The organism is Lactobacillus sp. JM1, assembly GCF_009834385.1.
Classification (GTDB): Bacteria; Bacillota; Bacilli; order Lactobacillales; family Lactobacillaceae; genus Lactobacillus; species Lactobacillus paragasseri.
The window spans coordinates 1,415,971-1,435,449 of the sequence record NZ_CP044412.1; the positions used below are offsets into that span (position 1 = coordinate 1,415,971).

The 19,479-nt window shown below is 33.9% G+C and carries 20 protein-coding genes and 1 other annotated feature; of the genes, 4 read left to right on the forward strand and 16 right to left on the reverse strand.

Translation table 11 applies throughout. The annotated features are described in order from the left end of the window. Positions 1-19 precede the first annotated feature (19 nt). Positions 20-199 carry a DUF3042 family protein gene (locus F3I00_RS07235; protein WP_004897769.1) on the forward strand — a complete coding sequence of 60 codons (180 nt, stop codon included), beginning with the start codon at positions 20-22 and terminating at the stop codon, positions 197-199. A gap of 45 nt (positions 200-244) precedes the next feature. Here the strand turns inward: F3I00_RS07235 and F3I00_RS07240 are convergent, their stop codons facing one another. The 6 genes from F3I00_RS07240 to F3I00_RS07265 all read right to left on the reverse strand — a co-directional run bounded on the left by F3I00_RS07240 (position 245) and on the right by F3I00_RS07265 (position 4,546). Beyond that, positions 245-643, reverse strand: coding sequence for a rhodanese-like domain-containing protein (locus tag F3I00_RS07240; RefSeq protein ID WP_003648385.1), 399 nt, complete (start codon positions 641-643; stop codon positions 245-247). A 36-nt stretch (positions 644-679) separates the two neighbouring features. Further along, complete coding sequence (locus F3I00_RS07245; protein WP_003648384.1) at positions 680-910, reverse strand: YqgQ family protein; 231 nt, start codon at positions 908-910, stop codon at positions 680-682. A gap of 2 nt (positions 911-912) precedes the next feature. Continuing rightward, positions 913-1,599: a rhomboid family intramembrane serine protease gene (locus F3I00_RS07250; RefSeq protein WP_003648383.1), complete on the reverse strand. Its 687-nt coding sequence runs from the start codon at positions 1,597-1,599 to the stop codon at positions 913-915. A gap of 15 nt (positions 1,600-1,614) precedes the next feature. Continuing rightward, positions 1,615-2,172, reverse strand: a complete 558-nt coding sequence (locus tag F3I00_RS07255) for a 5-formyltetrahydrofolate cyclo-ligase (RefSeq protein WP_003648382.1) — start codon at positions 2,170-2,172, stop codon at positions 1,615-1,617. A gap of 52 nt (positions 2,173-2,224) precedes the next feature. Beyond that, positions 2,225-2,374: a 50S ribosomal protein L33 gene (gene rpmG / locus F3I00_RS07260; RefSeq protein ID WP_003646937.1), complete on the reverse strand. Its 150-nt coding sequence runs from the start codon at positions 2,372-2,374 to the stop codon at positions 2,225-2,227. A 72-nt stretch (positions 2,375-2,446) separates the two neighbouring features. Then, positions 2,447-4,546, reverse strand: coding sequence for a penicillin-binding protein 2 (locus tag F3I00_RS07265; protein ID WP_039155986.1), 2,100 nt, complete (start codon positions 4,544-4,546; stop codon positions 2,447-2,449). A 115-nt stretch (positions 4,547-4,661) separates the two neighbouring features. Between F3I00_RS07265 and F3I00_RS07270 the strand changes: the two genes are divergently transcribed. Next, positions 4,662-7,241, forward strand: coding sequence for a YfhO family protein (locus tag F3I00_RS07270; RefSeq protein ID WP_020806742.1), 2,580 nt, complete (start codon positions 4,662-4,664; stop codon positions 7,239-7,241). A 43-nt stretch (positions 7,242-7,284) separates the two neighbouring features. Here the strand turns inward: F3I00_RS07270 and greA are convergent, their stop codons facing one another. From greA to F3I00_RS07300, 6 genes are all read right to left on the reverse strand, one after another. After that, a complete protein-coding gene (gene greA / locus F3I00_RS07275) occupies positions 7,285-7,767 on the reverse strand; it encodes a transcription elongation factor GreA (protein ID WP_020806743.1) in 483 nt (160 codons plus the stop codon). Positions 7,768-7,847: 80 nt separating this feature from the next. Continuing rightward, positions 7,848-8,942: an endolytic transglycosylase MltG gene (gene mltG / locus F3I00_RS07280; RefSeq protein WP_003648378.1), complete on the reverse strand. Its 1,095-nt coding sequence runs from the start codon at positions 8,940-8,942 to the stop codon at positions 7,848-7,850. A 63-nt stretch (positions 8,943-9,005) separates the two neighbouring features. Next, positions 9,006-11,420 carry a phenylalanine--tRNA ligase subunit beta gene (gene pheT / locus F3I00_RS07285; RefSeq protein WP_020806744.1) on the reverse strand — a complete coding sequence of 805 codons (2,415 nt, stop codon included), beginning with the start codon at positions 11,418-11,420 and terminating at the stop codon, positions 9,006-9,008. Continuing rightward, entirely contained in the window at positions 11,420-12,469 is a 1,050-nt protein-coding gene (gene pheS, locus F3I00_RS07290) for a phenylalanine--tRNA ligase subunit alpha (RefSeq protein ID WP_020806745.1), read from the reverse strand. The genes pheT and pheS overlap by 1 nt, the downstream gene beginning before the upstream one ends. Before the next feature lie 35 nt (positions 12,470-12,504). Then, positions 12,505-12,711, reverse strand: a binding site (T-box leader). A gap of 45 nt (positions 12,712-12,756) precedes the next feature. Next, positions 12,757-13,113 carry a helix-turn-helix domain-containing protein gene (locus F3I00_RS07295; RefSeq protein WP_065169763.1) on the reverse strand — a complete coding sequence of 119 codons (357 nt, stop codon included), beginning with the start codon at positions 13,111-13,113 and terminating at the stop codon, positions 12,757-12,759. Between the two features lie 90 nt (positions 13,114-13,203). Beyond that, entirely contained in the window at positions 13,204-13,965 is a 762-nt protein-coding gene (locus F3I00_RS07300) for an RNA methyltransferase (protein WP_003648375.1), read from the reverse strand. Between the two features lie 96 nt (positions 13,966-14,061). On the opposite strand from F3I00_RS07300, the gene F3I00_RS07305 reads away from it, so the two are divergent. Together F3I00_RS07305 and yidC are read left to right on the forward strand one after the other, a co-directional pair. Further along, positions 14,062-14,337, forward strand: a complete 276-nt coding sequence (locus F3I00_RS07305) for an acylphosphatase (protein ID WP_003648374.1) — start codon at positions 14,062-14,064, stop codon at positions 14,335-14,337. A 63-nt stretch (positions 14,338-14,400) separates the two neighbouring features. Beyond that, positions 14,401-15,384 (forward strand): membrane protein insertase YidC, encoded by a 984-nt coding sequence (yidC, locus tag F3I00_RS07310; RefSeq protein ID WP_003648373.1) that lies wholly within the window; start codon positions 14,401-14,403, stop codon positions 15,382-15,384. Positions 15,385-15,446: 62 nt separating this feature from the next. Here yidC and F3I00_RS07315 read toward each other — a convergent pair whose 3' ends face one another. The 4 genes from F3I00_RS07315 to F3I00_RS07330 all read right to left on the reverse strand — a co-directional run bounded on the left by F3I00_RS07315 (position 15,447) and on the right by F3I00_RS07330 (position 19,472). Next, positions 15,447-16,988, reverse strand: a complete 1,542-nt coding sequence (locus F3I00_RS07315) for a HAMP domain-containing histidine kinase (protein WP_003648372.1) — start codon at positions 16,986-16,988, stop codon at positions 15,447-15,449. Next, positions 16,954-17,682 carry a response regulator transcription factor gene (locus F3I00_RS07320; RefSeq protein ID WP_003646926.1) on the reverse strand — a complete coding sequence of 243 codons (729 nt, stop codon included), beginning with the start codon at positions 17,680-17,682 and terminating at the stop codon, positions 16,954-16,956. The genes F3I00_RS07315 and F3I00_RS07320 overlap by 35 nt, the downstream gene beginning before the upstream one ends. 84 nt (positions 17,683-17,766) lie before the next feature. Further along, entirely contained in the window at positions 17,767-18,315 is a 549-nt protein-coding gene (locus F3I00_RS07325) for a DUF177 domain-containing protein (RefSeq protein ID WP_020806747.1), read from the reverse strand. Continuing rightward, the gene (locus tag F3I00_RS07330; RefSeq protein WP_020806748.1) at positions 18,315-19,472 is read right to left on the reverse strand and encodes a nucleotidyltransferase; all 1,158 of its coding nucleotides are present in this window, start codon (positions 19,470-19,472) and stop codon (positions 18,315-18,317) included. The genes F3I00_RS07325 and F3I00_RS07330 overlap by 1 nt, the downstream gene beginning before the upstream one ends. Positions 19,473-19,479: the final 7 nt, after the last annotated feature.

Sequence of the window (19,479 nt, forward strand, 5' to 3'; positions counted from 1 at the left end):
TTTTAGGGAGGCATTAACCATGGCAAAGAAATTTGGTGCTGGTGTCGTAACTGGCGTTTTAGCAACTGTTGGCGCACTTGCTGCAGGACTTGCTACTTATAAAAAAAAGGTAGTAGAACCTGAACAAAAAGAAGCTGATAGAATCGAACAAAATAGAATTAAAGCCAATAGAAAGAGTTACTCAGCTCATCAAGGTTAAATAAAAAAGAGAGATTAATCCCTGTAATAAGGATTGATCTCTCTTTTAGTATTTAGAAGACTTAGTTTGGCCATCCCATTTTTCAAAGCCGTCTTTCAGCCAATATACTTTTTTATAGCCTTTTTTCTGCAAAAAGCGTGCTGCTCTTACAGTTAATGCACTTGAATCAGAATAAAGATATACGGGTAAATCTGGACGGATTTCTTGATATTGATACTTAAACATTGTGTAAGGAATGTTACGTGCTCCTAGAATATGTTCTTTCTTAAATGGGCCCTTTTCACGTACATCAATAATTTGTGCTTTTCTCTTACCCTTTTCAAACTCTTCATTAGTTAGCGCACCACCGACACGCTTTGATTGAATCCATGTCCAAAGCCAGCTTAAAGCAAAAGCCAAAATAATGATGATTAAGACAAAATTGATGATCCCAAAAATATTCATTAATTACTTACTCCTAATATAAGAATTTCTATAGTACTATAATAATCCATTACTATCTTTTGTGCTAGTTTCCTTTTCTTCTTCAATTTCATGCTCGTGACTCAAAATTAACTTAGCATTCATGTATTCTTTTTTAGAAACTACACCGGCATGATATAAATTATCTAATTCTATTCCCATTAATTCAATATCCCATTTACGTTTACCAACATAAACAATAATATTAAACTTTTTAAGTAGCTTTTGAACATCGTGTAAATTTTTCATTATTAATTATTAATCACTATTCCTTGATGTAAGCAAAATACAACATAAATAATTGTAATAACGGCTGCAATAACTCTTAATTTATGATGGTATTGTCTTAAGTGCGCACTACCAAAAATTATTCCCAATAGAAAACCAGATATTAAACCACCTAAATGACCTAAAATATCAATATGACTTGCAAATAAATCAAGTGCCAAATTGATAATAGCTAGGGCTAAAGCCTGCTTTCCTAAATAATTAATTGCAGGAATTGCACGGTTAGCTAAATAAAGTGCGATGACTACTCCAAAAAGTCCAAACAACGCTGTTGAAGCGCCAGCACTAACTACAGAATCACTCCCATACGCATAGCTTAGTAAATTTCCACCAATTCCTGACAGCAAATAGACGCTTAAAAATCGCCAATGCCCTAACAAAGGCTCCATAAATTGCCCAATATAATAAATCATCACAGCGTTAGAAGCAATATGTAGCCATCCAATGTGTAAAAATTGAGCAGTAAACAGCCTCCACCATTGATGTTCAACGGTAACTAGCTGATTATTCATTGCACCTAAGCGAAGCAAAGTATTAATATTAGTCGATCCACCCATTATTGTTTCAAGAATAAACACAATAAAGAGCACTATTAAAATAGCATTTGTAATAAATGTGCTAGAAAATCGACTAAATTTCAATTTTTGCATCTCGTCTCCTCTTTCTTATTTAACTAAAATTAACTTCTCAATCGGAATATCATGTTCTTCAACCTGCCATGAAGTTCGCTTAAAAAGTTGGACTGAATTGACTAAGCTAAGCGTTCTAGTTGGATACTTTTCTAAAAAGCGATCATAATAGCCCCCACCAAAACCAAGACGACTATTTTTATCTAAACCGTAAGCTAGACCGGGAACAATCATTAAATCTAAGTTATTATTCACGATAGCTTTTGAATCACGATTTTCTAAAACACCAAACTTAGTTTTAACTAATATCGTATTTTTATCATAAAGTGTAAATTCCATCTTCCTCTTTGGCAAGCATCGCGGAATATATACTCTTTTACCCATCTTCCATAAAGAAGCAATAATAGGCACTGTACTGACTTCTAGAGGCATTGAAACAGAAATACCTATCGATTCTGCGCTAGCTAAAAGTGAATTTCTAAGTAGCTTTTCTTTTAAGATCTTATCTTCAGATAATTTTTGCGTACTATTCGCAAATTCAGTTAATCTCTTTATTTGTAATCTTCGTAATTCGTTTTTACTAATTAAATGCATTAAATAATATCTCTGGATACAAAAAAACAACAGGAATTGCCTGTTGCTTTGATTACTTAGTTTCGCGGTGAAGTGTTACCTTTCTTTCAACTGGGCAATACTTCTTTAAAGCTAAACGTTCCGGATGCTTACGCTTATTCTTTTCAGATAAGTAACTTCTATCGCCACATTCGGTGCATTCAAGGATAATATGTTCTGCCATCTTTTCCACCACCTACTTATTTAGTTAACTGTTAAACTATACCATGTTTTGCGTACTTTTACCAGTACTTTTCTATTTATTAAGCTTGAAGTAGTCTTCAACCATTGCCTTGGCAACTTCAAGGGTATATTTACCTTCCTTATCAGGATCAAGTCCTGGGAAAACAACCGCAACAGCAAGTTTAGGATCCTTTGATGGTGCATAACCAACAAAAGTCGCGTTAATAACTTCTGGAGCGTTAGAATTACCCGGATTATCTTCATCATAATAGAAAGTCTGAGCAGTACCAGTTTTTCCAGAAATTGAAGGCTTAACATTTTTCAGTGAGTGAGCTGTTCCCCATGAGTTAGTACCATGGACAACACGATAAAATCCTTGGTGAATAACATCAAGTTGATCTTGCGTCCAAGGAATACGCATTTGAACCTGTGGTTTACTGTTATAGAGAATAGAAACTTTATTTCCTTGAGCGTTAGTTTCACCAACAGATTGAACTAAATATGGACGCATACGATATCCACCATTAGCAATAGTTGAAACATATTGAACTAACTGAATCGGGGTATAAGCATCATAGTTTCCATAAGCTAAGTCAAGTACAGAACCACTAAGTAGTTGCCCCGCCGAATTATATGAGCGACCTTGAATACCAGATACTTCACCTGGAAGATCAACCCCCGTCTTTTGTCCTAAACCAAACATTGCGAAGTTACGTCTTAACTTTGTAAATGCATCTGAAGGCATAGAAATAAAGCTATGTGGCGTATATTTTGCATTAACCCACCTTAGAGCGAGCTGCATCATATAGATGTTACTTGAGACTTCAAGTGCCGTTGGTGCATCTAAGCTACTAAAAGTACCAACTGGATAAACAGATTTCTTAATCGGTGAACCTGGTAAGTAAATTGGTGTATCAGGCATTACACTGTTAGTTGGTGAAATAATACCATTCATTAATCCACCTGCAACAGTAGCACCCTTGATTGCAGATCCCATAACAAATGATTTATTAATTACACCTAATGCATCATCTGTATTCTTTCCAGTTTTAGCATTATGATCAATACCTGCAATTGCTAAAAGCGCACCGGTTTTAGGATTCATTGCCACAGCATATGCACCATTAGAGTATTGAGTAGCGCCCGCAGCTTGAGCAGAAGCATATACTTTTTTCAAAGTCTTTTCAACTTCTTGCTGGTACTTAGCATTCATTGTCAAAATCAGGCTTGCACCACTTTGACCCTTATATACAGTCTTAGTTTGTTCAACCCCATCTTTAGCCTTAGTTACTACTTGCGACTTAGATTTAGTACCCTTCAAAAGCGGTTCATATTTTTCTTCAAGGTAACTCGTACCAACTCGATCATTACGTGAATAGCCTTGAGTCAAATAGTATTGTAGGTTATCACTCGGTAGACCTGCTTTTTCTGAAGAAACTGAACCGATAATACTCTTAATCGATTTACCGTTTGGGTAGCTTCTAGACCAGTCTGTTCCAATACCTACGCCAGGCAATTCAGATAAGTGTTCCCCAACCAATGCCATTTCACGATCAGTTAAACCTTTATTCTTAATATAGATAGTCGAAAGTGTATATGCACCGGAAATCTTATTAAAAATTAAAGCAGCTGTTTTTTGACGCTTAGTAAAATGAATATTTTGTTTTTCTACACGTTTTAAGACATTATTATATATTTGACTTGAACTTAGCGCATCACCATTACTGTCATAGCGTTCAGATTTAGGTAATTTTGCTGTTTCCTTTTCTGAAATTTTGCTATTAGCTAAGTAATAATCATATAACTGCCTTTTTGTGGGTTTTTCATCATCAAGTGTTATATATTGACTTAAATGATTAGAAACTTTATATATTTGACTAGACGTAATGCTAGAATTTTTGGTATAAGTAATTGCGTTATTGGCTTTATTACCTACCAAAATCTTGCCACTGCTGTCATACATCACACCACGTGGTACGTTATTAGATACAATTTTTTGGTCTGTTTGTTGCACTTCCGCTTGAAAACGACCACCATAGAAGAGTTGCAAGTAAGCTAATTGACCAATTAATAATAAAAATAAAACTAAAATGACGCCCAAAATAATTTTCATTCTTAGGGGCGTCGAAGTGGAATTTCTATTCGAACCTTTACTTTGTTTTAAATAATTCAAAATTCTAACCTCACTAAACTAGAATTGATTTTAGCAAAAAACGGATCTAAATTCTATTTTTCTATCAATGAAAATCGCAATAATTATATATTCTTAAGAAGTAGGGACTCTATCAATGTTTATCAACCAAGTTAAAACATATTTCAAAAACAATTATCTATATTGGCTTTCCTTTTTACTACCTGCCTGCATTTTTGCAAGCTACTTTATCTATCGCAATCATGAAATTCTAACTGTTGATTTAGGGCAGCAATATATTGATTTTCTAGCTTTTTATAAAAACAACTTATTTTCTAATCCGCTAAATCTTATTTTTACATTCAGTAGTGGCTTAGGTAATTCCTTTATTGGAACCTGGGCTTATTACTTAACTAGTCCCTTCAACTTTTTATTATTTATTTTTTCCAAGTCGCAATTACCCGAAGCAATTCTTTTAATTATTAGTTTAAAAATTGGAAGCATCGGACTTAGCAGTTTTTATTATTTTCAAAAATTCTTCAATGGCGATAACAGAATTTTTGCTCTTGCAGCTAGTCTAGCCTTCTCATTAAGCGGATTTGTTGTTAGTTATAACTTAAACTTAATGTGGCTTGACAGTTTAATTTTGCTACCTCTGTTGCTTGACTCTATTGATAAATTAGGAAACAAAAGGCAACACTACTTCTATCTTACCATGATCACTTTTTTATTATGGTTTGCTAATTTTTATACTGGTTTCATGGTGCTTTTCTTCGGCTTACTTTACTTTATTAATACGCTATTCAATTCTTCTTTTTCTAAGAGACAGATTATCTTTCAATATTTTACTAAAAGTTTTCTTGGCACCAGTTTAGCTGCAATCATATTACTACCATCTTTCTTTGAAATATTAAATGGAAAAATTCATTCAGATACTACTTTATCAATGGGATTTCAATTTGCTCCATATCAAACATTTTATAAATTGACTGTAGGTGCTTTTAACTTTACTGAAATGGAAAAAGGGCTGCCTAATATCTTTTTAACTAGTATCTTTACTCTTCTTTGCATCCTCTATTTCATCAACCACCATTTTTCTATTAAAGAAAAGGTAGCCTCCGCGTTATTACTAGTATTTTTATTCTTTTCCTTTAGTTTCAATCCTCTTATTTTACTTTGGCACTTAGGTCAATACCCAGTTTGGTATCCAGCTCGCTTTAGCTTTATCTTTTCTTTTTACGCAATTTATCTCGGAGTTCAGGTTCTTGCTCACACACATAAATTTAATATTAGCAGCAAAATAGTGTCTTTTCTTCTAGTAATTAGTTTAAGCTCATTTCTTTTTCTAAATCTTCATCAAAAAGAGTTTTTAAATCAAACAAATATTACTTTAACTATTCTCTTTTTATTATGTAGTTTGTTAATTCTTTTGTTTTTCAACTATAAATGGATCCCAGTAATTTTCTTTGGCATTGTTGGTCTTGAAGTAAGTATCAATTTGTTAGCTAGCCTTGATAATATTTCTTATCAAAAAAACTTTGACTATACCAATTTCACTAAAAACATCTCTGAAAGTACATCATATTTACACAAATATGATTCTGGCCTATATCGAACAGAAAAAACTTTTACGCGTTCAGATGACGATCCTTTAAGCAATAACTATTATGGTATTAGTAATTTCAACTCCATTTCTGACCGTTCAACTATTAATTTGATTGAGTATTTAGGTCTTGAAAATAATGATAATTCTTTTACTAATAATTTTGCTACTCCCTTATCTGATAGTATTTTAGGCGTTAAATACAATATCGTTCCGATTAAGAATCGGCGAAAACTTCCTTCAAAACAACAAATAGTTTTTACAAGTGCATTTTATCGACCCGATTTAATTACGAATAAGATTGTCAAAAGTTTTAAACAAGTACAAATTAGAAAAAATTCTTCAGCTTTACCTCTTATTTTTATCTCTCCATCACATAAGAAAACAAACTTTTATGCCAGTATGCCATCTGCTAATCAAAATACTCTTTTTAATAGCATTGTTGGTAAAAAAATTAATCTCTTTAATAGCTTGTACCTAACAAATCCTAATAAACTAGAAAATATCAAATCCACTAAAAATATTAATGAATATCAAAAAATTAACAAAAGCAGAATTGCAACAATTTCTTTCAAAATTTCTGCCTTTCAAAAAGGACCTTATTATTTAGAACTTCCTTCAAATTTAGATGCAAATTCTGTTTCCATTACTGTCAATGGACATCATCTTAATAATCAAGATTTAGGAATTTCAAACAAATTATTAAATATTGGTTATTATTCTCCAAATGCTCCAATAAAAATTACTTTTAATTTACATAATGAAAAAACTAATCTGAGTGGAATTCGAGTACTACAATTTAAAGAGCATGAATTTATCCAAATTATTCGTAAATTTAACAAAAAACAGCCTATTACTTGGCAAACTAGTCCTATTTCTTTAAAGCTCACTTACATTGCTAGAAGAAATAAACTGCTTAATTCTACTATTCCTTATTCAAAAAACTGGCTAATTTTAGATAACGGCAAATTTCTAAGAACAGAAAAATTTGCTCATAATTTTTTGAGTGCCAAATTAAGCAAAGGAAATCATCATTTAATTTTGATTTATATTCCCTTTGCCTTTCTAATCGGTCTTATAATTTCACTCATTTCACTTATAATTATATTTATTTTCAAACCAAAAAATGCTTAACTTGCAAGAGAGCAAGTTAAGCATTTTTATAAACGAGTCAGAGTTAGTTCAATGTTTTAACATCATTGATAGTTACATCAAATGTTCCACCAGGAGTGTTAATAGTTACCTTTTCACCCTTTTTCTTGCCAAGTAAAGCTTGAGCAATTGGTGAATCATTAGAAATTTTCCCGTTAAGCGGATCAGATTCATCAGATCCAACGATAGTATAGGTTTCTGGATCATCAGTACCTACTTCAGTGTAGGTAACAGTCTTACCGATAGAAACTTCGTTAGGATCAACGCTATCTGCATCAACAACTTGTGCATACTTAAGCATTTGTTCAATTCGAACAATACGTTGTTCTACAGCACTTTGCTCATCTTTTGCAGCATCGTATTCAGAATTTTCTGATAAGTCACCGAATGATCTAGCAACCTTAATTCTCTCAATAACTTCTGGACGTTTTACTAATTTTAAGTTTTTTAATTCCTTCTGAAGTTTTTCCTTACCTTCAGCGGTCATTGGATAAACTTTTTCTGCCATACTAAAAATTCTCCTTACCTATACCTATTATTCTTTGCACCAACCAGCTTATGTTTTCTACTAAAAAAAGTCAACCATTTTTACTGGCCTAAACTACTATTCCGTTTCAAGTGTTCGTCATAGTTTTCATTGTAGTAAACCTTACCAGTCTTAAGATTTGCAACAAAGTAGAGATAGTTAGACTTGATTGGGTTTAATACAGCACTAATTGAATCTAAACTCGGATTATTAAATGGTCCCGGACCATATCCCTTGTGAACATACAAGTTATATGGAGATTTTACCTTAATATCCTTTAGGGTCAAAGAATGTTTATGCTTATTCAGCGCATACATGACTGAAATATCAGATTGAAGTGGCATATTTGCTTTAATTCGGTTAAAGAATACCCCAGCAATCATGCGGCGATCCTTAGACTTAACACCTTCACGCTCTACTAAAGAAGCTAAAGTTAAAACTTCCTGTACAGTCAAATGTTTTTTCTTGATAGAACTATAGTAAGGTTGTAAAACTTGATCAGTCTTATCAACCATTTGGTTAACTAGTTCTTTCAAAGAAGCACCTTGATAGACATCATACTTAGCCGGAAAGAGATATCCTTCTAAGTGATAGCGAACACCTTTACTGTTCATTGAACTAGTTAAGAGCTTAGGATATTGCTTTTCTAAACTCTTCATAAAGCTTTGATCTTTCATTAGCTTCAAGAAGTCTTGACGGCTATATTTCGTATTCTTACCAACTGTCGTAGCAATACTATCAATCGTTTGTCCTTCTTTTATCAAAACGTGACCGACAACTGGACGGCCGCCTCCACCTTGCAATTGACTAACGATTTCCTTGTTATGCATTGAAGGTGAAAGATAGAAATTACCTGCCTGAAAATTGGTTGCACTATGACTCTTTAACCAAAAGTTAAAGATGATCGCATTTCTAATAATCTTTTTCTCCTGTAAAATCTGAGCAATCTGACTATTAGTTGCACCTGCAGGAATATGAACACTAACGACATCTTCATCATGACGGTTGGCAGGCTGAAGGGCATAGCCAACATAACAGCCTCCAATTAAGATAAACAAGACTAAAATAGCACCTAATCCACTAAGAATCCAACGGGTAACTTTTTTAGATGCCTGTTCTTCTAACTCATGATTTTTCTTTTTGTCCTGATTTAGCAAACGCTTTTCCTCCGAAAATCACAAAAATCTAAGACAATTATAGCAAAGCTCCCTAGAAAAGAATTAACGAACTTTAATCTTTAGACTTTCTTTCAGATCTGCTTCAATTTTTTCCATTGCTTTAGTAACTACTTCATCAGTTAATGTATCTTTTTCATTCAAGAAAGTTAATGAATAAGAAATTGACTTATGGCCTGCTTCAATTTGACTACCAGCATAAACGTCAATGACTTGAATATCATGAAGATACTTGCCACCATTTAATTTAATTTGGGCTTCAATTTGGGCATTAGTTACTGCATTAGGTACTAATAATGATAAATCACGTTCAATTGCTGGGAACTTAGGAGCAGCTTTGGCCTTCATTCCCTTATGAAGCATTGAAACAATCGTATCTAAATCAATTTCGTAGCCATAAATTTCACTTCCACGCAATGCCTTATCAAGGGTAGTAACTGTATGAGCAATCATCCCAATTAAACCAACATATTGATCATTAAGGTAAATACCAGCTGTTCTAGTTGGATGCATACCAACTATGATTTCTGGACGATACTCAATATCTGTATCCTTAATTCCAATTGCTCTAAATAAATTAGTTAATTGGCCTTTTACAAAGTAGAAATCAATCTTTTGATCTAAATGTTGCCAATTTGCTGACACAGTATGTCCTGAATAAAGAGCAGCTAAATGTTCATGTTCATTAAAAGTATTATTTTCATGATCATAAACTCTACCTTGTTCAAATAAGGCTAATTCCTTTTGCTTACGTGCCATATTATAGCTTGCAGCATCAACTAAACCAGTTAATAAGTTTTCTCTCATCGTTGAACGGCTTGAATTCAATGGCCATTGAACTTCTACAACTGGCTTAGGATCTTTGGTAAATGAAATTGCTTTTTCCGGAGAAGTCAATGAATAAGAAATTGCTTCCATCATGCCTTGTCCTTGAACAATATCTTTGATTCTGCGCATAGCAGTTTCTTTTTCTGAATATCCACCATGAGTTTCAGCTAAAAGAGGTTGAGTAGACTTTAAGTTATCATAGCCATAAATTCTACCTACTTCTTCAACTAAATCTGCTGGAATAGAAATATCCCATCTTCTATTTGGAACTGTAACAATTAATTCATCTTTTGATCCATCAACAGTAAAGCCTAAGCGATCAAAAATCTTTTCCATTTCTGATCTACTTAATTCTGTTCCTAATACCTTGTTAATGTATGAAACAGTAGTTTTAACTACTGAAGGATTTCTTTGCACATCAGCTGCCTTAATTTCACCTTCGTTAACAGTACAATTTGCATCATTACGTAATAACAGAGCAGCAATATCTAAAGCTTTTTGCGTGTTATCCCAATTAACCCCTTTTTCAAAACGACTTGAAGCTTCAGTACGATTAGCATGACGTAAAGCAGATTTTCTAACACTAGTTCCATCAAAAATAGCAGATTCTAAAATTACATCAGTCGTATCATCTTCTACTTCTGAACTTTTACCGCCCATCACACCAGCCATCATTACTGGCTTTTGACCATCGGTAATAATAATATCGTTTGGATCTAAGTCAACTTCTTTATCGTTTAGTAAAGTAAGCTTTTCACCTTTCTTAGCTTTTCTAACCTCTAATTTACCATCTTTAAAAGTACGAGCATCATAGGCATGTAGTGGTTGTCCAGTCAATAGCATTACATAGTTAGTTACATCAACCACATTATTAATTGGCCGCAATCCTGCATTCCAAAGACGTCTTTGCATCCATAATGGACTTTCGCCAATTTTAACATTTGAAACTTTTCTTAAGTAAAACTTAGGCGCTAATTTTTCATCAACTTTAACATCTAATTCATTAGTCCATTCAGGACCATCTGCCTTAAGAACTACTGGCTCAACCTTAGGCTTTTTATCGACAATTGCACCAACTTCATATGCTGCACCTTCCATTGATAAAGTATCAGCACGGTTTGGGGTAATATCAAAGTCTAAAATGTAGTCATCCATACCAAGTGCTTCATAAACTTCTTCACCTGGTTTTACATCGGAATCTTTAGGGAAAACAAAGATTCCATCAACATATTTTTGAGGAACAGTCTTATCTGCAAAACCAATTTCTTGAAGACCACAAATCATTCCATTTGATTTAATTCCGCGAATTTTACCACGCTTAATCTTTTCATTGCCTGCGATTCTTGCACCGTGTAAAGCAACAATCACATCTTCACCCGCTGCAACATTTGGAGCTCCACAAACAATTTGAATTGGTTCATCTTCACCTACATCAACTTGACACTTATGTAAGTGAGTTCCCTCAATATCTTCACATTCTAAAATGTGACCAACTACTAACTTCTTTAAGCCTTCTGCTGGATGGTCTACTGATGCAATTTCGACACCAGTTCTAGTAATTTTTTCTCCTAAATCTTTAGGATTTTCGTCTAAATCAAGAAAATCTTTCAACCAGTTATATGAAACAAGCATTAATCTTCCTCCTTACGGAATTGTGCTAAGAAACGAACATCGTTGGTGTAAAAATCACGAATATCAGAAATACCGTATTTCAAAATTGCAAAACGGTCCAAGCCTAAACCGAAGGCAAAACCACCATAAACTGTTGAATCAACGCCAGCATTTTCTAAAACGTTAGGGTGAACCATTCCAGCACCAAGTACTTCAATCCAACCAGTATACTTACAAATTGGACATCCCTTACCGTTACAGTTGAAACAAGAAACATCCATTTCAACAGATGGTTCAGTAAATGGAAAGTAGGATGGACGAAGACGAGTTTTACGATCTTGACCAAAGACATGCTTGGCAATCATTTCTAAAGTACCTTTAAGGTCCGACATAGTAACATTTTTATCAACTACTAAACCTTCCATTTGTTGGAATTGGTGAGAATGAGTCGCATCATCATCATCACGACGGTACACCTTACCAGGTCCCACCATCTTTAATGGTCCTTTAGAAAAATCATGCTTTTCTAAGACTCTTGCTTGATCTCCTGAAGTTTGAGTTCTAAGCAAGTCTTCACTATCAATATAGAAAGTAGCTTGCATATCACGTGCTGGGTGATCTTTAGGTAAGTTCATCATCTCGAAACAGTAGTGATCTGTTTCAATTTCTGGACCTTGTACTACCTTATATCCCATACCAATGAAGTAGCTTTCTAAATCATCCAAGATAATATTGATTGGGTGCTTGGAACCTAAATGTCCTTCACGTCCTGGTAAAGTCACGTCAATCTTTTCTTCTTCTAATTTTTGAGCAATTACTGCTTGTAAGAAATGATCTTTTGCTTCATCTAATTGCTTTTGAAGAATATCACGAACTTGATTTACTTCTTGACCTACTTTTGGTCTATTTTCAGGTGCGATATCTTTCATTGAGTGTAGAATTTGAGTTAATTCACCCTTACGCCCCATTAATTCAACTCTAATCTTATCAAGCATCTTTTGATTTTCAGCTTGCTTGATTTGATCTAATCCTTCTTCTTTTAACTTATTTATTCTATCGAATAAGTCCATCTCATTTTCCTTTCCAACAAAAAAAGCTCCGTCCCAAAAGGGACGAAGCTTCGCGGTACCACCCTAGTTTGAACTAGCACAAAAAGTGCGTGTTCACACTCTCTTCATATAACGGTGAAATACCGGAATTGATTAGATTCTGCTCCTAAGATGAAATTCATGCTTCTATCTTAAGTTTTTTCCACCAATCAAACTCTCTCTAAAAAGATATCTACATTACTAATCTTAATCATTGCATTTAAGTATAATAGTATCTTAAATCTTTTTACTTAACTTTGCAATTATCTTTAGGCCCATTTATCTGCCCAATTATGAACTTGTTCAAAAACAGGGTGTAAGTCTGCTCCTTTTTGAGTCAGAGTATAGCTAATAATACCGCTCTTTTCATCAACTGTACGATTAACAATACCGTCCTTTTCTAGTTCTTTCAATCGCTCAACTAAAACTCGATCAGAACACTTACTAATACAACGTGCTAAATCTTTAAAACGCATTGCATTAGTATCGCACAAAGAGCTAATAATTAAACCATTCCATTTTTTACCAATAATTGCAAAAGCATCAATAAAATGCGAACACAGTGAGTAATCTTCTGGATCTGGACAGTCACCCATTTTAGTTTTGCTTTCAATTTCTTGGGACATTTATAATTCCTCCTAAAAAATCAAAATATTTTTAGATCAATCTATACTAAAGATTATAGTAATATTACTTACTTAAAACAAGCTGTAAGCTTATGAAAAATGATAAATCATGATTCCAGCTGCTACTGCTGCATTTAATGACTCTGCCTTACCTTTTATTGGAATATAAATCTTTTTATCTGCTGTTTCAATTACATCTTTACTTGCCCCATGAGCTTCATTGCCAATTACTAAGGCTAATTGAGGAACAGAAATGCAATTATTCAATGATTTGGCTGTTTTATCTAGAATACTTACATAAACTGGAATTCCATTTTCCTTAAAGCTACTAATTGCTGCTAAGATTGGATTCTGAACAATTTGAATGTGAAATTGACTGCCCTGCATACTACGCTGAACTTTGGGATTATACAAGTCTACACTTTCTTCAGATAGAACAACTCCATCAAATCCAGCTGCATCAGCTGTACGAATAATAGTGCCTACATTTCCTGGATCAGTTAAGTTGTCCAAAACAACCCATTTTCCATATTCAAAACTAAATGATTTAGGCTGATTAATCGGTAAAACCATAAAAATATCTTGACTATTCTTAGTACTGCTCAAATGCTCTGCAATTGCATCAGTAATTTGAATTACCTTGTCATCCTTCAACTTATAATGAGCAGTAAGTTTTACTAAAGCTGCTGAAGTTCCTAAAATATATAGATAATTTTCGTGATTCTTGAGTGCTTCTTCAACTAAATGAAAACCTTCGATTAAATAAGTTTGAGTCTTTTTACGATATTTCTTCTGTTCTAGCTTTCTAAGACTCTTAATTGTCGGATTGTTTACTGAATTAATTTCTATCATAATTTCTACTTCCTTCTAATCTAATATTTTAAATTACCTCGCTCAAAATTAACATGTTAAAATTTAAGTTAGAAGATAAAGAAAAGAGCGATATTTATGAAAACTGTCACAATGAAAGTTACCGGTCTTGTCCAAGGTGTTGGCTTTAGATGGACCACGCAAATGATTGCACAAGAATTAGGAATTACCGGCACTGTTAAAAATAACCCTGATGGATCAGTTTCTATTGTAGCTCAAGGGGAGGAGCTTCCTTTAGAACATTTTATTAAAAAAATTAAAGCTTCACCATCAGTAGCTGGACATGTGGATCATGTTGATTTAAATACAATCTCCAATGCAGAAAAATTTACTCGCTTTAGTGTGGTTTATTGATACTTTAACAAATAACTAGTAAACTTTATTCCAGTAACAATAAAGTAGGAAAGGTTATAGTTAATGAAATCAAAAACTAAATATTTTAGTCTATTTGCCATGCTAACTATCTTGGCATTAGTCTTAACTGGTTGTGCTAACAATAGTCAAAGTATCTATCAAGCACCTACTAGTGGACCATATGCTTGGGTTTTTAGTCTTTTTGGTAAGCCAATTCAAAATATCATGTTAGCTGTTGAGCATCAAATTGGTGGCTCAAATGGTGCTGGCTGGGCAATTATTATCATTACTTTTGTTGTTCAGTTAATTGTTATGCCGCTTCGTCTTGCATCTCAGCGCAAAATGACTACACAGCAAGAAAAGACTCAAAAACTTCAACCACAAATGAAGTTGATTCAAGAAGCACTGAAAAAACCTGGCTTAACTCAACCGCAACAAATGCAAATTAGCCAACTTCAAATGCGAGTTTATAAAGATAACAATATGTCCATGATGGGTGGAATGGGATGTTTACCATTACTTATCCAACTGCCGATTATGATTGGGATCTATCAAGCAGTAGCTTATTCTAAAGAATTAGCTGCTTCAAGTTTCTTTGGTATTTCTTTGGGGCAGCGCTCAATTGTTCTAACCATCATTGCTACCTTGCTTTATGTAATTCAAGGTTATCTATCAATGGTTGGAATTCCTGAAGAACAGAAGAAAGCCATGCAGATGACTTTGATTTTGAGTCCAGCAATGACTTTCTTCATCAGTATTTCAGCTCCTGGTGCCTTAGCTCTTTACTTCTTAGTTGGTGGTTTAATTGCTATCTTGCAACAAGTAATTACTACATTCATCATCATGCCAAAAGTAAAAAAGGATGTTGCAGCTGAATTAAATGAGCGTCCACTTAAGGTAGTAGTCACTCAAGAAACAATCGATAGTATTCTTAATACTACTACTTCATCAAATACTAATAACGAAACAGAAAAAGATCTTCATCAAGATTTACGTGCACGAAATGCTGGTAAGCAAAAACGTCCTCATAACTCTGATAAAGATTAATAAGCAAATAAGAAAGGAATCCAATTTTTGTAGGTCACTACAAAATGGATTTCTTTTTATTATCATTTATTTTCTTGTTTAGACTTTAACAAAGGAAATTCAATCATAAATTTACTGCCTGAACCAAGTGTCGAACTAACACTAATTTTTCCATGGTAGCTTTCAACTAATTTTTGAGCAATAGCTAAACCTAGACCATTACCACCTTTTTCACGAGTTCGAGCTTTATCTACACGATAGAAACGATTGAAGATCTTATCTTGCTCATCAGGCGCAATACCTTCACCAAAATCTTGGACGGAAATTTTAACTTTATCTTTTTCGGTAGCTGCATCAACTAATATTTCTTTACGATCCGTAGAATACTTAATTGCGTTGTCAATTAAAATAATCAAAATTTGCTCTAAGTGATTACGATAGATCTTGATAATTGTATCTGGTGCTAAGTCACTGTCATCATATGTAATTGTAAAATCCTGATGAATCATTCTCATATCATTAACTGTTCGATTAAGAACTTCGTTAACATCAGCCGTTTTATCAGGATACTGTAAATCAACTTGTTCAGCCCTAGTTAAGTCAAGCATCTCCTGAATTAAATGTTTCATTCGTTTGCTTTCTTGAAGAGAGGCTTGAATTGATTCTTCTAAGACCTGCGGATCATCTTTTCCCCATCGTTCTAGTAAGTTCAAGTGTCCTTCAATTACAGCCACCGGTGTACGTAACTCATGAGATACATCCCCAACGAATTGCTTCTGTTGTTGCATATACGCCTGCATTCGATCTAGCATTTCATTAAATGAAGTAGCTAATTCACCTAACTCATCATTTCGATGGAGATCTGGAACTCTTCGTTTATTAGTTGGATCTTCATTAATATCATGAGAAATCTGTGACATCTTTTTGATCGGTTGGACAACACTATTAACAATCAAATATGATAAACCGACAAAAACAATAATTGCAATAATCGACAGACCAATCATCCAATTACGAATTGATTTCAAAACATGATTTTGTTGATCCATCGAATTATCAACAATTAAGTATCCAGTTAATCGATGTGTTTTATCAGAAAAAATCTTCTGATAAATTTTCATATGGATTTTTCCTTTTGTGTTTTCTACCTTTAAAACATGATTCTCTGTCTTGCTAAAATGAGGCATTCCATTATCAGGAACATTTCCATTACTAAAGACCACATCTCCGCTTGGATTATAAATAGTAATACTTGTATCTCGATTCGACAAAGTCGCTAAAACATCATCATTAAAGACATTTCCCCCATCATTTGAAGTAATAGGGGTTTGCCCTTCCAAAATTCGATTAGTATTAGGCGAAAGCTGAGGAACAACATTTGAAATCTGGAGACTGGTCGGAATTTCGACCAATCTTCTCTGAAAGGTGGTGGCAACACTTTCAGTCAAATTTCTTTCCTGCGAAACAATTTGCTGCTTTACTAAAGAATAAATTGCAATTGAAAATATAACAAAAGAGACCGTAATTGTCGCTGCAACTAAGCTTACCCACTTAAAGGTTAGCGAGGACTTGAGGGTCTCTTTGGTCGATTTATTTTGCTTCTTCACGTGCTTCATCATTTTCATCCGTTCTTACCATATAACCGGTACCACGAACAGTCTTGATGTATGAAGGACGGCCCGGTACATCGATCTTATTACGTAAATAACGTACATAAACTTCGACAACATTAGTTTCAATTTTAGATTCAGGTCCCCAAATCTTATTTAAGAGTTGCTCTCTAGTAACAACGTTATTTTTGTTTTCAATTAATGTCATTAACAAGTTGTACTCACGCTTAGTCAGATCGACTGTACTATCTCCGCGATGAACGATTCGGTTAGCTGTTTCAATGGTTAAATCATTAAAATGAACAACTTTTTGAACACCCATCGTGTCGCCCATAGCTCTCTTTTCAATTTGTACTCTTCTTAAGACTGCACGTAAACGAGCCAATAATTCTTCGATTGCAAAAGGCTTAACAATATAGTCATCAGCACCATGATCTAAGCCAGAAACTCGATCAATCACTGAATCTCTTGCAGTCATCATAATAATTGGAGTAGTTTTTTCTTGGCGAACGCGACGAGCAATTTCTAATCCATTAAGATCTGGCAACATTAAATCAAGTAAGATTGCATCAAAATCTTCGTTTAATGCTAAATCTAATCCTTTTCGACCATTTCCTTCAACTTGAGTTTCGTATTTCTCATGTCTTAATTCTAGTTCTACAAAACGGGCAAGATTTTTTTCATCTTCAATAATCAGAATTTTACTCATTATTTTCTCCACACTATAATTAATCTGGTTAAAAATTTTATTAATAAATTAATATTAAATTTAAAAATACATTAATGCAAGGGTTTATTCCTTGTTTTTTTCATCTTTGAATAAATCTTTAAGCTTAGCAAAGGCTGGATTTTCCTTATTTGATTGTTCTTCTTGATAAGCCGCTTGAGAAATAACCTTCCATCCCTCTCCTTCAGGGAAATCACCTTCACTTTTTTCTTGGGGCGTTAGAATAACTGATGGTAAGCTTAATAATAAATTGTCTTCTACAGCTTTTTGAAGATCAATTTTATCATCCTTAACAGTTACGATAGTATCTTCTTCATCAAGCTGCTCTTGAGTTGGCTCAACTTCACTATAATTTTCAGTAAAATTAAACTCTTGATGCAGTTTTACCGGCTTCAAACTTCGAGTAGATGGGGCAATTACATCTGCTTCTACAGTGAAATTCCCAGTTACAAAGGGTTCATCATAAAAGAAATCGCCACTAACATGCACATTTTTGGCATCTTCAAGTAATTCTTTACTTCTATCAAAAAAATCTTTACTTAACTCGACATCTTCATCAACGTGAGTCAAGGGATTACGGCTATTTTTAATTTGTGAATATGAAAAATTTAACATTATTTTACCTCGATTGGTCTTCGACCAAAGTTTTGATCTTTACCCATAATTTGTTCAAAAAGTCGATCTACTCTTACTTGCAGACCTAAAGTTCCACTCGCTGCATTTTTCTTATCGACTTTAGAAATAATTGGGAGTTCAACATCTTTCCGAATTTTCTTAAGATAATTTCTTCCACGACTATTATAGCCAAGCAATAGCGTTGAAACATCTTGATATGAAGTCTGTATTTCCTTTTCGGTTACGTTTAAAAGAGTGTAGAGACAAAGCCTTCTTAGGCGCGCATAAGTATAGCGTTTAGACTTAATCTGGCGTAAAAATGAAGTAAAATCTTCCGCAGTATGAATTTCTTCTTTCATTTTGTACTCTAAACCCTCGCTCATTTGATAGATTGAGCGTAATTCTTCTAAACTGGCGCTTTCAATCCGATACTTTAAAAAATTAAATAAAAGATTCCAATTGGGGTAGACTTTTTGTTTTTCTAGTGCTGCTAGTTCTCCTTTAGGAAGATACTTTTTCAATTCAGTTAAATCATTTGGGTGATGTAAACAATAGTTTCTAATTGCAGTAGCAGAAGAAATAATCTTGTCTTGCAAAAGTGGATCATCGTGCCCACTCCCTAGTCTTGTCACGGGATGCAGATGAAGCGGAGTTTCTAGTTGTTCACTAGCTACAGCATAAGCAACAGCTAACATCATGTTAGGCTGGTTTACTTCATGACCTACTTCTCTAGCAACCATTTCATTATATTGCGTAGCATAAGTTTGAGTATAATCTCTAAAATCCATTCGATTTTTAGGAATTTGATTTATTTTTTGTCCTAAATAAGAGAAATTTAAATTAGCATCTTCCACTCCAAAAAATAATTCTGATACTCCTAAATTGCTTAACATCCTGATGCTACCGTTAGCAAAAATATCAGCTGGTTGAACTGCAAAAGAAAAAGGTAGTTCAAATACCAAATCAGCACCTGAATTTAAAGCTGCTTTGGCTCTTTGCCACTTGTCCATAATCGCCATTTGTCCACGTTGAACATAATTGCCTGACATTATAACAATTATTGGATCATTTTCGGCAACTAAACGTGCTTGATTTAATAAAAATTCATGTCCACTATGAAAAGGATTATATTCGGCTACAATGCCAATTACACTCATACGTCTT

Excerpts from the sequence above, each read along its gene's own strand:
- rpmG (WP_003646937.1), bottom strand. The coding sequence starts at position 2,374 with ATGGCAGAACATATTATCCTTGAATGCACCGAATGTGGCGATAGAAGT.
- pheS (WP_020806745.1), bottom strand. The coding sequence starts at position 12,469 with ATGGACTTATTCGATAGAATAAATAAGTTAAAAGAAGAAGGATTAGAT.
- F3I00_RS07325 (WP_020806747.1), bottom strand. The coding sequence starts at position 18,315 with ATGTTAAATTTTTCATATTCACAAATTAAAAATAGCCGTAATCCCTTG.
- F3I00_RS07295 (WP_065169763.1), bottom strand. The coding sequence starts at position 13,113 with ATGTCCCAAGAAATTGAAAGCAAAACTAAAATGGGTGACTGTCCAGAT.
- F3I00_RS07240 (WP_003648385.1), bottom strand. The coding sequence starts at position 643 with ATGAATATTTTTGGGATCATCAATTTTGTCTTAATCATCATTATTTTG.
- F3I00_RS07300 (WP_003648375.1), bottom strand. The coding sequence starts at position 13,965 with ATGATAGAAATTAATTCAGTAAACAATCCGACAATTAAGAGTCTTAGA.
- yidC (WP_003648373.1), top strand. The coding sequence starts at position 14,401 with ATGAAATCAAAAACTAAATATTTTAGTCTATTTGCCATGCTAACTATC.
- F3I00_RS07315 (WP_003648372.1), bottom strand. The coding sequence starts at position 16,988 with ATGAAAATGATGAAGCACGTGAAGAAGCAAAATAAATCGACCAAAGAG.
- F3I00_RS07235 (WP_004897769.1), top strand. The coding sequence starts at position 20 with ATGGCAAAGAAATTTGGTGCTGGTGTCGTAACTGGCGTTTTAGCAACT.
- pheT (WP_020806744.1), bottom strand. The coding sequence starts at position 11,420 with ATGCTTGTTTCATATAACTGGTTGAAAGATTTTCTTGATTTAGACGAA.
- F3I00_RS07330 (WP_020806748.1), bottom strand. The coding sequence starts at position 19,472 with ATGAGTGTAATTGGCATTGTAGCCGAATATAATCCTTTTCATAGTGGA.
- F3I00_RS07270 (WP_020806742.1), top strand. The coding sequence starts at position 4,662 with ATGTTTATCAACCAAGTTAAAACATATTTCAAAAACAATTATCTATAT.
- greA (WP_020806743.1), bottom strand. The coding sequence starts at position 7,767 with ATGGCAGAAAAAGTTTATCCAATGACCGCTGAAGGTAAGGAAAAACTT.
- F3I00_RS07305 (WP_003648374.1), top strand. The coding sequence starts at position 14,062 with ATGAAAACTGTCACAATGAAAGTTACCGGTCTTGTCCAAGGTGTTGGC.
- F3I00_RS07250 (WP_003648383.1), bottom strand. The coding sequence starts at position 1,599 with ATGCAAAAATTGAAATTTAGTCGATTTTCTAGCACATTTATTACAAAT.
- F3I00_RS07255 (WP_003648382.1), bottom strand. The coding sequence starts at position 2,172 with ATGCATTTAATTAGTAAAAACGAATTACGAAGATTACAAATAAAGAGA.
- F3I00_RS07320 (WP_003646926.1), bottom strand. The coding sequence starts at position 17,682 with ATGAGTAAAATTCTGATTATTGAAGATGAAAAAAATCTTGCCCGTTTT.
- F3I00_RS07245 (WP_003648384.1), bottom strand. The coding sequence starts at position 910 with ATGAAAAATTTACACGATGTTCAAAAGCTACTTAAAAAGTTTAATATT.